Annotated in this window: 4 protein-coding genes and 3 pseudogenes; 3 read left to right on the top strand and 4 right to left on the bottom strand. The window is 36.1% G+C overall.

The annotated features are described in order from the left end of the window. Positions 1 to 42: 42 nt before the first annotated feature. From ACRD7A_RS10360 to ACRD7A_RS10345, 4 genes and pseudogenes are all read right to left on the bottom strand, one after another. The gene (locus ACRD7A_RS10360; RefSeq protein ID WP_430811078.1) at positions 43 to 1,041 is read right to left on the bottom strand and encodes a LamG-like jellyroll fold domain-containing protein; all 999 of its coding nucleotides are present in this window, start codon (positions 1,039 to 1,041) and stop codon (positions 43 to 45) included. 303 nt (positions 1,042 to 1,344) lie between these two features. Beyond that, positions 1,345 to 1,581, bottom strand: a pseudogene (locus ACRD7A_RS10355) (helix-turn-helix domain-containing protein); the annotation flags it as partial. Between the two features lie 200 nt (positions 1,582 to 1,781). Further along, positions 1,782 to 2,028, bottom strand: a pseudogene (locus tag ACRD7A_RS10350) (response regulator); the annotation flags it as partial. A 219-nt stretch (positions 2,029 to 2,247) separates the two neighbouring features. Continuing rightward, positions 2,248 to 5,502, bottom strand: a pseudogene (locus ACRD7A_RS10345) (two-component regulator propeller domain-containing protein); the annotation flags it as partial. A gap of 392 nt (positions 5,503 to 5,894) precedes the next feature. On the opposite strand from ACRD7A_RS10345, the gene lacZ reads away from it, so the two are divergent. The 3 genes from lacZ to ACRD7A_RS10330 all read left to right on the top strand — a co-directional run bounded on the left by lacZ (position 5,895) and on the right by ACRD7A_RS10330 (position 15,133). Continuing rightward, positions 5,895 to 9,101 carry a beta-galactosidase, LacZ type gene (lacZ, locus tag ACRD7A_RS10340; protein ID WP_430811079.1) on the top strand — a complete coding sequence of 1,069 codons (3,207 nt, stop codon included), beginning with the start codon at positions 5,895 to 5,897 and terminating at the stop codon, positions 9,099 to 9,101. Positions 9,102 to 9,362: 261 nt separating this feature from the next. Then, positions 9,363 to 11,762, top strand: a complete 2,400-nt coding sequence (locus ACRD7A_RS10335) for a BACON domain-containing protein (RefSeq protein ID WP_430811080.1) — start codon at positions 9,363 to 9,365, stop codon at positions 11,760 to 11,762. A 155-nt stretch (positions 11,763 to 11,917) separates the two neighbouring features. Next, positions 11,918 to 15,133, top strand: a complete 3,216-nt coding sequence (locus ACRD7A_RS10330) for a SusC/RagA family TonB-linked outer membrane protein (RefSeq protein ID WP_430811081.1) — start codon at positions 11,918 to 11,920, stop codon at positions 15,131 to 15,133. Positions 15,134 to 15,140 lie beyond the last annotated feature (7 nt).

The following is a 15,140-nucleotide window of genomic DNA, read 5'->3' as shown; positions in this document are numbered from 1 at the left end:
TGCGAGAAGGCCTAAGTACTTCTCGCAAGAAAAAATAAAGGTTTACTCTACTAGTATCTTCTTGTAAGCTCTTTCTCCATTAGAAATTACTTCAACAATATATATTCCAGGTGTACTGGCTGTAAATGGTACTTTAGTGTGATAATTATTAAAAGCCATAGTTTTTTCTTTAATCAAAGTACCTGTTAAACTATAAATGCGTATGCTCCCAACTCCAATCGATTCGTTTTTTATGAGTAACGTTTTCGTGGTATTGTTGTAGTATAAGTCGGCTTTTTTATTTTTATTATCAAAAATGCTTGTGGGGGTGTTATTGAAGAACTTAATACCAGCTCCAGATATTGTACCATGTACTTTAGATGAACCGCTATCTAATACATTATTTACGTCATCGGCGTCTTCTTCATTCATTTTCCAATTGTGAAGAAGATCATAGATATTTGGATGACTCATTGGAATGTAATCCTGATAATTATTAGCGATGGTTGACTCATCCAAAACAGCACCCCAAACACGAATATCAGCCATTTTGCATTTCATCCCTTGATGACAAATCTGAAAATTACTTGCAAAACTACCAGGGAATTTATCTGGGGCAGGATTTGTAGAAGGATCATTTTCAACAGATAGAACACCATTAACATATAGTTTTATCGTCTTGTTTAGTCCATCAAATACGAAGGCTAAATGTTCCCATTTTGGATTATTAAAATCGTTAATTGTACCAGCATCAGTGTAAGCTACTGAGTTACCTATTGCAAGGGCTAACATATTATCGTTGGAAATCTGAATGGTAAATCCTTTATTTGTAGCCCTATCCCAGCCAAAATCAATTAATTTGCGATTGACTCCGGCAATTTCACGTAACCACCAGAATTCAATTGTGAATGACTGCAAATCAGCATATGCTGTGCTTAAAGAAGCACCTGGGAGTGTTAGTTTAGAAGACCAGTCGTTATTAAATGAGTAACCTTTAGAAGGTTGAGCATAGCTCATTGCGCACACAAAAAGAGTGGCAATAAATAGTAATGATTTTTTCATAATAAATCGTTTTTACTTAAAATAGATTAATTAGCGCTATTTGCATTTCGAGCAAATAACAGAGGCAAATGTAAAGGCAGTATCGAACAGTTTGAGGTGGTAAATTCTTTAAAGAAAGGCGAATAATTCGTCAGTAATGACAGGGGATGAATTATTCAAATTTGGTATATGAAATCACCTGTTGTTCTTGCAAATATCTGATAAACAGGATTTATGGGTTGCTTTATTTCTGAGTATACTCATTCGGAAGTTTCAAATATAACACAATGGTTATTCTTGATTCTTCACTTTTGCATGTAATCGTTAACCATGTGTTTTGCTATATTCCGATGGTGTGATACCAAATTCTTTGACAAAGCACTTGCGAAAATAAGCCGTATCACTGAAGCCTATTAGTTCTGAGATTTCTGTAATTGTATATTTTTTTAGTACTATGAGCTGTGCAGCTCGTTTAATTCGAATAGAACGTATAAATTCGGCAATAGATAAGCCGGTGAGTGCTTTTAATTTGCGGTAAAGACTTGGTTGACTCATGTTTAGGTTGGTTGCCAATGTTTTGGCACTAAACAGAGGATTTTGCAGGTTGTCTTCAATATGCTTAATTACCTTTTGTAAAAATTCTTCTTCATGGTGTGTTGCTTCCAGTTCGCTTGGCTCTATGGTAACTTTTTTACTGTAGTGTTCTCTTAATTTCTGTCTTGCGTTAACGAGGTTATTAACACGTGCTATTAGCATCTCTGTATCAAATGGTTTTGTCAGGTAATCGTCGGCACCATGTTCTAACCCAATTAGTTTATCCGCATCAGCTGATTTAGCTGTTAAAAGAATAATTGGAATATGCGAAGTTTTATTATCAACCTTAAGGCTTTGACATACATCTATGCCATTTTTTATTGGCATCATAATATCGCAAATTATGATGTTGGGAACGTGTTTTAATGCTAATCTTTCTCCTTCTTTGCCATCTGTAGCTTCTATAACATTAAAGTTAGTTGAAAAAATACTTTTAATGTAACTTCGAATGTCATCATTATCTTCAATCAATAGCATCAGCTGGTTATCACTGTTGTTCTCGCTTCTAGTTCCAGAAATCATATTCGTGCTGGTTGGGGTGTCTGGAATTTGTTCTAACGTAACTAGATCGTTACTTTCAGTATCTGACAACTCTTTCTCCGTAAAATGTTTGTTACCCAATAAAAAACTTAATGTGAATTCGGAGCCTTTATTGACTGAGCTTTTAACTTTTATCTGGCCTTTGTGAAGTTCAACAAGTTCTTTAACAAGCGCAAGTCCAACACCTGTTCCTGGTTTTACAGATGATTGTGCATCAGGAACCTGGTAAAATCTGTTAAATATTTTTTCAATGTGTTTTTGACCGATGCCTTTACCGGTATCTTTAATAATGATTTGACAATGCTTTAAAGCTTTATCATCTGGCAATGAAAGGCGAACCTCCATAGTAATACTTCCTCCCTGAGGTGTATATTTAAAAGCATTAGAGAGGATATTAGTTATGATCGTCTCCATTTTTCTGGTGTCATACCACAACCTAATTGATTGGTTTTGACAAATAAAAGTATACTCAATCTTATTTAATCTTGCTAAATCTTTAAATGAGTTGAAAATTGCTTTGCCAAATGGAACGATATTATTTTTCGAGGCAAAAGTATTCATTTCCTGAGTTTCAATTTTTCTTAAATCAAGCAATTGATTTACCAGAGTCAATAGTTTTTCAGCATTTTTATTAACTAAAATAACGCGTTGTTTTAAACCTGTTGGTAGTTGTTGCGATTGAATGATGTCTTTTAATGGTGCAGTAATTAGCGTCAATGGTGTTCTGATTTCATGCGATATATTCATAAAAAATCGCGATTTCATAGTGCTAAGCTCCTGCTCTTTTTTGTGCTTAATTCGAGCAATCTTAAGGTTGTTTTTCAATTCAGTTTGCTGCAGGTCGTGCTGCTGCTGTTTTATTAAACGATTTAGTCGTAACCTAAAAATACCAAATATAAAAACGAATAATAGAATCGCTTCAAGTGTAAAGGCCCACCAAGTGCCCCACCACGGAGGCAATATTGTTATTTTAATAGTTGTGGGTACGCTATTCCATTTTTCATCGTTATTTGATGCTTTTACCTCAAATATATAATCGCCAGGTCTGAGGTTATTGTATGTTACATACCGCCGTTTATCATCGGTAAAAACCCAATTGTCATCAAAATTTTTAAGGCGGTAGGCATATTTATTCTTCTCCTGATGAAGGTATGATAAGGCTATGAATTCGAGTGTAAAATTATTCTCTGTATGTTTTATTGTCAATTCTCTTGTATAGCTTATCGATTGTTCTATAACTGGTTTATTATTTGCTTGTTTAGTAGATGCCGATATGTTTTTAATTTTAAGGTCTGAAATAACGACTGGTGGAATAAATTCATTTTTAACAAACCTTTCAGGATTAAAAACTAATAAGCCACGGTTGTTTCCAAAATAGATATTGCCCTTAGAATCAGTGTAGGCAGTGCGATTGTTGTTATTAATGTAGTAATTGGTAAACGATTCATTTTGTTTATTAAAACGCGCAATGCCGGAGTCAGTGCCGAGCCACAAATGGCCTTGCGAGTCCTCAGTAATACATGTGATAAAGTTATCGCACAAACCATCGCGTTTGGTATAAAACCGGAGTTTCCCTTGCATAGGAATATACTTACCTAAACCACCACGATAACCAATCCAGATTGTTCCGGAAGAATCTTCATAAAGGGACCAAACTTCCTTGCTTTTTAGCTGTTCTATTGGTGTATAGATATCATTAAAGTGATTAAAACGAAAAGAGTCACGTTCGTGATAAATTAATTTATTGAGACCATTATTTGTGCCAATCCATATATTACCTTCAGCATCCTCCAGTATGGTTCTGATATAATTAGAATTAAGTGTTAGTTTTGCTTTTGTTTGCCTTGTAACTCGATGAAAAAGATCTTCTTTTCTATCATAAAAGACTAAGCCATTGTTAGTGCCAATCCAGAATCTATGTTTCGAATCGATGTAAATGTCTTTAATTTTCGGCTGGGTACCATTTTTTTTAGTGTTAGTCAAAATATTAGTAAAGTCTTCCGTTTTTGCATTATATAAAGACAAACCACTGCCTTCATGAGCAAACCACAAGTTGTTATCTTCATCCTTGGCACTTGCTACCACAACATTTGAAGCAATGGAGTTAGAGTGCCTATCGCTATGCAGGAACTCTTTAAATTCGTTCGTATTTATTGCTCCGGTTTGTGCTGTGGTTCTCTTTATTCCACCATGCCAGGTCGATACCCATAAATACCCACTTTCATCTTCAACGATATCTTTTATTTCCAAGTGGTTTTGCTTTGGTGAAGAATCAAAGTTAACTCTTCTGAAATTCTGATGACCGAGGTTAACTTTCACTACACCACCACCAAAAGTTCCAATCCACATAACTCCAGAGCTATCAAAGAACAATGCACTTGTTCTGTTCTCTAACTTATCTCTAAATTGAGGATGATTCCAGTTGTAATGGGTAAAATGTGGTTTGTTTAACCGTTCGTTGGAAGATTCAGTAACATCAACGCCATTCCATGTGGCCAGCCAAATATTGCCTAAATTATCTTGAGATATGGCATATATGTCAGTGTGAATTAGGGAATTAATTGCAGTGTGATTGTATGTGAATTGCTCAACGTTGGCAGAGGATTTGTTAAATCGCAGGACACCACTGCCCAGTGTAGCCAGCCATAGATATTTGTCATTCTCGGCAAATATTTTTTGTATAAACTTAAAATTATTGGCTTTGTGTTTGGGTAAGAGTGTAAATTCCTCAACCTCATTGGTAAAGGGATTGAATCTAATCAAATGGTTTTCATACGAGCCAATCCAAATCAGTCCATCACCATCTTCATATAAATCTGTAAAGTTGATATACGGCTGTCCATTCTTTTTTTTGATGATATGATTTAAGAACGTAACCTCATTGGAGTTATTTATCGTCATGTAGGATAAGCCTTGATTGGTAGTCAGCCATAGTCCACCTTTTTGTGCTATATGTATTGAACTTACTTTTGTACCAGGCAGACTATTCATATCTTTTGGATTGTGAGTGTAATGTGATACAAAGCTTTCGGTAATTGGGTTAAAATGATACAAGCCATTGGAGCAAGCTATCCAGAGGGTTGAATCACTGCTTTGTTCAATGTCCAGTATATGCATTACTTCGCCATCGGGATTAAAGGACTTTATTTGACTTCCATCATATCTATTTAATCCATCGTTAGAACCAAACCACATGAAACCTGTAAAATCTTTATAAATACAGTTGATGGTGTTATCCGACAGCCCATCTTCAATAGTAATTTGCTCAACCGAAAAGTTAGTTGATTGAGCATACGAAATAATGTGACCGGCAAGAATGAATACTAATATTTTGAAGGTTCTCAGCATATCTTGATTAGTAACTCAGCTTTTATTTTTATTGGTGACTTATTTTAAACAACATCTAATTAGAGAAAGAGTTGTACTAATACTGTTTTATCCAACTGCGAAATTAATGATTTCCACATAAAGTTATTACTCTGAGAAAATGCGTCCATGATGTATTATAATCAAACCCCTGCTACCACAACTAATGTGGTGTTAAAGTGAATAATTAATCCATCTTAAATGAATAAAATAACCACCTTATAGTCTGGAGAAAAAAGCGCTTTACAAAGATTAAAACGTCACCATCAGCAATAAAAGACAGTCGATATTTTTGTTACAAATAATTGCAATTAAAAAAGGTGGTATAGTGACAATTTACCCATTAATCGGATTATTATTTAAACACTCGATACATGTTATTAATGAAGAATAATTATTTACGGCTACTCATCCTGTTCATATTAGTCAGGAGTGCTTCGTCGGTTATTAATGCTCAGCAAAAAGATTGGGAAAATCAATTTGTAACCTGTCAAATGAAAATGCCAGCACGGGTTACTTCATACTCATATGGTAGCGAAAAGGATGCCTTATTAGGTCAACGAGAGCGATCCAGTTTATTGATGTTGGATGGAGATTGGAAATTTAATTTTGTACCAAAAGCAGAATTACGCTCTAACAACTTCCAGATGCTGGAGTTTGATGATAGTAATTGGGGCGAAATACCTGTACCCTCATGTTGGGAAATGCAAGGTTATGGTACGCCTATTTACACAAATGTTGAATACCCATTTAAGGTTAATCCACCATTTATTGAACGAGATAATCCGGTTGGGTCATATATAAAAGAGTTTGAACTGCCGAAAAATTGGACTGAACAGAACGTGATATTACATTTTGGAGGTGTCTCTTCAGCTTTTTACTGTTGGGTAAATGGTCATCTTGCTGGTTACAGCCAAGGTAGTAGATTACCAGCCGAATTTGATATTACAAACTATTTAAAAAAAGGCAACAACAAAATAGCCGTTCAGGTATTTAGATGGTGCGATGGCAGTTATCTTGAAGACCAAGACCATTGGCGTATGAGTGGAATTCACCGTGAAGTGTTTTTAATGGCACAACCCAAGGTGCATTTATCTGATTTTTTTGTACAAACAAAATTTGATAAAACGTTTACAAACGCGTCTTTGAAGATAAATCCAACTATTAAAATGACGGACGATATAAATATAAATAATTGGCAGTTCTCAGCAAGGCTTTTTGATGCCAATGGTCATGAGGTATTGGATTCACCGCTCACGGTTGATGTCAACCAAGTGGTTAATAAAAAACATGTCCCGCGTGATAATATTTATTTTGCTTTAATGGAGAAAATGATTCCTTCTCCGCATCAATGGTCTGCTGAACAACCATACCTGTACACATTAGTCATGTCTATATACAATGCTAATAAAGATTTGGTAGAGGCAAGGAGTTGTAAGATTGGTTTTAGAGACATAAAAATTACCAAAAACGGTGAGTTATTGGTAAATGGGAAATCCGTCAAACTCAAAGGAGTTAACCGCCATGACCATCACCACGTAACTGGTAAAACAGTTAGTCGTTCTGATATGCGGAAAGATGTTCAATTGATGAAACAATTTAATTTCAATTCCGTTAGGACTTGTCATTACCCTAATGACCCTTATTTCTATGAGTTGTGTGATGAATATGGATTATATGTGATGGATGAGGCAAATGTAGAAACACATGGTATAGGTGGACAACTAGCAAATGATGCTACATGGTCAAATTCTTTTCTTGAGCGTATCATTGCGATGGTTGAAAGGGATAAAAATCATGCTTCTATTATCTCCTGGTCATTGGGAAATGAATCAGGTTGTGGCCCTAATTTTGCAGCTGCATCTGCATGGGTAAAAGACTACGACCCCACAAGATTTGTGCATTACGAGGGAGCTCAGGGCGTACCAACTAGTTTGGATTACATTCCGGTTAACACAAAAGAGTGGCAAGAAAATTATAATACGCAAATGGCTAATCCCACTGACCCTGCTTACGTAGATGTCATCAGTAGGATGTACCCGTCAATTGAGCAAGTTCAAAATCTAGTAAATAATCGGCAAATAAAACGTCCGATTATCATGTGTGAATACGCACATGCAATGGGGAACTCGCTTGGTAACCTGAAAGAATATTGGGATTTAGTGTATGACTCGCCTAATCTGATTGGCGGATATATTTGGGATTGGATTGACCAGGGTATTTTACAAGAAGATGACAAAGGTCAAGTATATTGGGCTTATGGAGGAGATTTTGGTGATAAGCCTAACTTGAGTAACTTTTGTATTAATGGGATAGTTGCATCAGACAGAACACCAAAACCGCAACTATGGGAGTGTAAATATATTTTTCAACCTGTTGAATTTGGAGCTGTGGACTTGAAGAATGGTGCAGTTAGAATTAAAAACCGATTCAATTTTACTAATACGGACAACTATAACTTCAAATGGAGTGTTTCTGAAGAAGGCAAGGAAATTAAGGTAGGCACAATAGAAAATGTGCATATCAACCCCGGGCAATGGAAAGAAGTTGTAATACCTTTTAAGAACCTTAAAATTAAACCGGGAGCCGAGTATTGGCTAAGGGTGTGGGTAGAACAGAAGAATAGAACCCCATTTGCCGAGATTGGGTTTGAGGTTGCCAAAGAACAGTTTAAACTGCCTTTATACAAAGAAAAGCCTGCTGAGAGCAATAAATATTCCTCAATAGAACTAAGTGAAACAGAAACAGAACTCTTATTATCAGGGAATAAGTTTAACTTAATTTTCGAAAAGAAATGTGGTGTGCTAAAACAATATAAGTTCAAAGGAATAAATATCATTGAAGCACCATTAACAGCATCATTTTGGCGACCTCAAACAGATAATGACCGCAGAGGGTGGAAATCGCATAAAACATCAGCTTTTTGGAAGGATACCCATCAGCAATTGCAAGTATCGGATATCGAAATTGATGAAGTTACACCTGGAAAGATAAGTGTTAAAATAACGCATATAATTGAAGATAAACTTTCACAGGTGAGTGAATTTATAATTACAGGTGATGGAGAATTGAATGTCAATTATCAATTACAGGCTGATAAATCACTACCAATGCTTTTAAAAGTAGGAAGCCGATTTGGAATTAATAAGGACTTTACCAATATGAGTTATTACGGCAGAGGTCCTTGGGAAAACTATGCTGATAGAAAGGCCGCTGCTGAAATTGATGTTTATAGCGGAACGGTTGATGATTTTATTTACCATTATGTGTATCCACAAGAAAATGGGAACAGAACTGGAGTTCGTTGGCTTACGTTAACAAACGACAAGGGTGATGGATTGAGAATTGAAGGAACTAAACCGCTTAATGTTTCGGTTTGGCCATGGAGTGCTGATAATCTGGAAAAGGCAACACACACTAATGAACTTTACAACGATGAAACAATCACAGTGAATGTAGATATGCTTCAAGCGGGTGTTGGCGGAAATAACTCATGGAACGAGAAAGCTCGTCCGATAAAAAAGTACCAGATTCCGGCTGGCACATATCAATATTCATATAAAATAAAACCATTGCATTAATTACAATAGTGTGTGTATAAATACCTATCGGATAGTGTGATGGTGATTTTGAAGTTGAATGTGTCATGGTAGAATGAACGATTAATCATCCTGATTTCTGAACGATTATTACACATGTAATGATTAAAATGATGATGGAAGTTTAATTGTATCACAACTATTTTTGAAACACAAAATTAACTATCAGTAAGTTCATATTATGCAAAAAGGAATTGTTTGATAGTATTCATCTAAAGAAATAGTTAAAGATAAGTTTAAGTTATGAAAAAAGGATTATTTAAAGCGCTTAGCTATTTGCTTGTGGTTACCGGTTTGCTGGTGGTTGCATGTAATGAGGATATTGAGGAGCAACGCATCCCTTATTTTAGCGCTACTGCAGAGTATTTCACTGATGAAACCACTTTACAGGTTGGTGTTGATTCAATGGAGATTAATATTGAAACCAACTCGTATTGGGAAATTCAATTGGATGAAGAGGTTGATTGGGTAAGCGTTACACCGCAAAAGGGAACTGGTGATAATGTTGCATCTGTAGAACTTACACCTAATACAAGTGTTTATGAGCGAAGTGCCTATGTTTATTTTAATGCCTATGAGTTAAACGACAGTATTAAAATTCAACAGGCAGGTAGTATAATTGCTTTATCCGAAAGCTCTTTGACTGATGTACCGTGGAATGGCGAAGAAATTTCTATAAACCTTGCTTCTGCCGTAAAGTGGAAGTCAGAGCAATCCGAAACCGGAACATGGATTAATGTAGAGCCACAAAAGGGTGACGACGGAACTACAGAGATTATATTAATGATTGATGAAAACGATAATAAATCAGCACGTCTTGATTCTGTCTTATTCATTAGCGCGACGGAAGATGATTTGTCAAAAGTATGGTTAAAAGTAGCCCAGAATGGTAATGAAAATGCAGGTAAATCCATTATTCTCTCACAATCCAAAGTTGAGAAAATTGATGCTGCAGGTTTAACGCATACTATAGAACTTACGGCAATTAAAAACTGGAAAAGTAGTCAATCAGCCACCGGAAATTGGATAACGGCAAAACCAGGTAATGGAGAAGCCGGCAAAACCAGTGTGGATATTATTATTGCTGAAAATACATCAACAGAAGTTCGAACTGACTCAATTTTATTTAATGACAACGAGGCGGCCTATAATGTTTGGTTTAAAGTAAGCCAAGAAGCATTTGAACCGCTAATAGAAGCTACAACATCAATTGATCAGGTAAGTTCAGAAAGTGGTTCGTTAACAATTGAATTAAGTAGCAATGTCGACTGGGAAGCGTCTTGTGAAATAGAAGGTGTTCTATTTGAACCTGCTAATGGTATAAAATCAAATGAAAAGCAAAATATTAAGGTTACATACCCTAAAAATTCAGAAACTGACGCGCGTAATATTGAACTAAATATTATAGGTATATCTCCATATAATGATATTGTTCAGACCATCACAATAGCTCAGCAAGGTAGTGAGGGGCCTAGTTTTGAGGTTGAAAAAGAAAATATTAGTATTGATGGCTCAAATCAGGATTTTGAGATTCAACTTAACCTAGCTGTTGAAGCATGGGAAGCTGTTTCAAGCAATTCGAAGTTTCGCATTATCGAAAATGAATCGGGCAATGCCAGTACAACACCAATTGTTATTAAAGTAAATGCAGCTGATAACAAGAGTTTGAGTAATGTAGAAGGCATAATCGAGATAAGAAGTGTAGCAAATCCCGACAATAAAATTGAAGTGAATATATCGCAGGGATTACATCCTATGAATGATGAAACTCTTGTATATACCATTCCATCTCAAAAAGCTAATGAATTAGGTTTAGATCGTGGAGTAAATCATCCTACAAAAGAAGGTTGGAAATTCTGGAATGCCAATGAATTTGAGAATGGTCAATCAATGGATTGTTTCTGGAATTTTAATACCGCAAATGGAATTAAAAATGCCACTTTTAATAAAGATTTAAAAATTAGAACAGCTGAAGGAACACTAAAGCTTAAAACCATAAAATTAACAGAGGAAACTACCAATCAACATGGTGAACCAGCATTCTTTGAAACTGGTGCAGCTATTTATAGCAAACGCCATCATCAAGGTGGTGATAAATGGGTAAAGTTTACAGAGAACATGCGTGTGGAAGTTCGCTTTAAAAACTCGGGCATCCATGGTTTCAATGAAGCTATCTGGTTTATGGGACAAACCAACTACGATAGTTATAAAATTAATTGGCCAGATTGCGGTGAGTTAGATTTGGTTGAAATGCCTTTTCCTAACGAAGCACACTGCTCATTGCATACACAAAATTTTTCATCTAATACAGGTAATGCCGAAACGGCTCATGTGACTTTAGCCGATGAAACTAAGTGGAATATATATTGGATAGAAGTTTTAGAGGATCGCATAATTGGCGGCGTTAACGGTCACCAATACTTTGAGCATATCAAAGGAGAAGGCGGTAATAATGATTGGCCATGGGATCACCCGTCAGGAATGATGTTAATTGTTACACCAGGTATTGGTGCCTGGTCGGGTGTAATGCCAAATATGACAGCAGGTCAAGAGGCAAATATGGAGTTAGATTGGATTAGAGTATATGTTAATGACCAGTTTGACGAGTCTAGTCAAGATGGACACAATGCCAAATATTATTAAATCGGGAAATAAAGGGGGCGTTGTTCTAACGCCCTCTTAAAAAACTCTTCATATATGTGTGATTATACCTATATGAATAAGGATTTTAAAAAGTAAGAACTTGTGTTTTTTAGCATAAACTCTTGCTAGTAATTAGAATATTTAAAAACAGAATAATGAAAAGTATAAATAAATTCTGGTTGGCATTAATGTTATTTTGCTTTATTGGAATAAATGCTTTGGCCCAAAGCAATAATGTAACAGTCAAGGGGGTTGTTGTTGATGAGACAGGCGAACCTTTGCCAGGTGTTAATATTGTTTTACAAGGAACCACCAATGGAGTTATTACTGATTTTGACGGTAATTACAAAATTAATTTCGAGTCGACAGGAAAAGAGGTCTTAATTTATAGCTTCATTTCTTTTGAAAATCAAATATTTGAAATAAAAGAAACCGGAACTATTGAAAACAACGTAACTCTTCGTTCAGATTCAGAAGATTTGGATGAGGTTGTAGTCGTTGCTTTTGCAACGGTAAAAAAAGAAAACCTAACAGGTTCGGTTAGCCAGGTGAAAGCTGAAGTGTTGGAGTCACGTCCTGTAGCCCAGGCTTCTCAAGCCTTACAAGGTGTAGTTCCTGGTCTTAATATCAGTAATGATATGGGAGGTGAACTCGATGGAAGTATGAATATTAATATTCGTGGAGCCGGTACCATCGGGCAAGGATCATCAGGAAATCCTTTAGTATTGATTGATGGGATTGAGGGAAGTCTGAATGAAATTAATCCCAATGATATAGAATCTATTTCTGTATTAAAAGATGCAGCTGCAGCATCTATATATGGTTCGCGTGCACCATTTGGTGTTATTCTTGTAACAACCAAAAAGGGATCAGGTGGAAAAACAACAGTTAATTATAGCAATAACTTACGTATTTCAACGCCTATTAATATTCCAGATCGGATGAATTCTTTAGATTTTGCCTATTATTTAAATGATTTATATCAAAATACGGGATTAAACCCGGTGTACAAGGAAGCACAAATCCAACGAATTACTGATTTTCAAAACGGTGATTTGGCATTTGGTACGCAACCAAATCAAAGTAACACAGGGTGGTTATCGCTCTACGAAAGTTATGGTAATACCGATTGGTATGATGTACACCTGAATGATATTAGCTTTGCTCAAGATCATAACTTAAGTGTAAAAGGTGGAACTGAAAAAGTGAATTACTATATTTCTGGTGGTTATTTAGATCAGGAAGGTTCATTCCGTTTTTCAAATGAAACCTTTGGACGAAAGACATTAAGTACAAAGATTGGTGCTCAATTGCATGAAAAAGTGACCTTGAATCTAACTTCAAGATTTATTCGTAAAGAATTGGATAAGCCAACTGCTCAGGATGCTATGTTTTATCATAACTTGTCCCGTCGTATTCCTACAACTGCCTTGTATACTCCTTATGGCGATTACACTCAGAAGTCATTAGTTAACCAGCTAGTAGATGGAGGTCGAACTGTCGATCAGAAAGATTATCTGTATAATAAAGCACAGATTAAATTTGAACCAATTAAAAACTGGAATATTTTTGGTGAAATTAATTCACGTATTGAAAATCATGATAACACCAAACACATCGCAAAAGTATCCATAACTCAACCTAATCGCAATGATGAGTATATTCCTGTTTTTGAGGGATACGTACCGCAAATTGAAGCAAGGCAGCATGGTATTTATGCCATAACAGCCCCTGGACAGAATTATTTCCAAATTGGATCACGTCAGATTAACTATACAGCCTTTAATTTTTATACCGATTATTCGAAGTCAATAAAGGAGCACAACTTTAAGTTTTTAACTGGTGTTCAAAATGAACTATTTAAATCAAAATTATCATATCTGGGAACAGATAATCTTGATTCCGATGAACGTCCATTTATTTCTCAAAACGGCGAAAAGTTTGTTTACGAAGCTAAAGGAGAATGGAGTAACCTAGGTATTTTTGGCCGAATCAACTACAATTATAAACAGCGATATCTGGTAGAAGTTAATATGCGTGCCGATGGAGCATCACGATTTCCTGAAGACGAACGTTGGGGATTTTTCCCATCAGCATCTGCTGGTTGGAATATGTCGCATGAATCATTTTGGAAACCTATTTCGCATGTCGTTGGTAGTTTTAAAATTCGTGGTTCATGGGGAGTCTTAGGAAACCAAAATACCAATAGTTATTATCCCTATTTTCAGAATATGAGTATTGCTAATGGAAATTGGGTTGTTGATGGAGATGTCCCTTCTGAATTACCAGCACCAGCACCTTATAGCTCATCTATTACTTGGGAAAGCATCGAAAGCTATAACTTTGGTTTCGACATGGGGCTGTTTAATAATCGATTAACATCCACATTCGATTTATTCAACCGAACCACTTCTGACATGATTGGCCCGGCACCTGCAAAACCAGGCTCTTTTGGTGCAACAGTACCAAAAACCAATAATGCCGAATTGGTTACACGCGGTTGGGAATTTGAAATTGGCTGGAGAGACAACGTGACAAATGATTTTTCGTATGACGTTAAAGTGGTATTGAGTGATGCTAAATCAGAAGTAACACAATATAGTAACCCTGAAAATTTATTGTTTGCCGGTAATACTCAACAGTTTTACGAAGGTATGCAATTAGGTGAGATATGGGGGTATGAAACAGTAGGTATTGCACAATCAGATGCGCAAATGAACGAATGGCTGGTGAATAATCAACCATCTTTTGGAAGTCAATGGGCAGCTGGTGATATAATGTATCGCGATTTAAATGGTGATAATGTCATTGACGCAGGTGCACAGAAACTGAATGATAGTGGTGATATGAAAGTTATTGGTAACAGCACACCTCGTTATTCGTTCGGAGTTAATGCTGGTTTTAATTACAAAGCTTTCGACTTTAGTTTATTTATTCAGGGCGTTGGTAAGCGTGATGTTTTGCTTTCGGGCGGAGCCTTTTATCCTGGTATCAACCAATGGCAGGTATCACCATATAGTGATCACCTTGATTATTTCCGTCCGGCAGGAAGTTCACTTGGCGAAAATATGGATTCGTATTACCCACGACCATTTATTGGCGATAAAAATTACAAGTCACAAACTCATTTCTTGCAAGATGCTTCATATGTGCGTTTAAAGAATGTGCAGATTGGTTACTCTTTACCACAAACACTCTTGAGTAAGGTAGGTGTTTCTAATTTACGTGTATTTGTATCAGGTGAGAACCTACTGACGCTAACAAACCTGATGCTGTTTGACCCTGAAGGATTAGCTGATTTAATTAATGGTAGCGGTAAAACCTACCCTATGTCTGCCGTATATTCGGCTGGTTTAAGTCTTACCTTTTAATTGAATG

The sequence above is a fragment of the Carboxylicivirga longa genome (assembly GCF_050589825.1).
Classification (GTDB): Bacteria; Bacteroidota; Bacteroidia; order Bacteroidales; family Marinilabiliaceae; genus Carboxylicivirga; species Carboxylicivirga longa.
Note: the sequence above shows the minus strand (reverse complement) of the source record. Positions and strands in the feature narration are given on the sequence as shown.

Coding starts and splice junctions, on each gene's coding strand:
- lacZ (WP_430811079.1), top strand. CDS start 5,895: ATGTTATTAATGAAGAATAATTATTTACGGCTACTCATCCTGTTCATA.
- ACRD7A_RS10335 (WP_430811080.1), top strand. CDS start 9,363: ATGAAAAAAGGATTATTTAAAGCGCTTAGCTATTTGCTTGTGGTTACC.
- ACRD7A_RS10360 (WP_430811078.1), bottom strand. CDS start 1,041: ATGAAAAAATCATTACTATTTATTGCCACTCTTTTTGTGTGCGCAATG.
- ACRD7A_RS10330 (WP_430811081.1), top strand. CDS start 11,918: ATGAAAAGTATAAATAAATTCTGGTTGGCATTAATGTTATTTTGCTTT.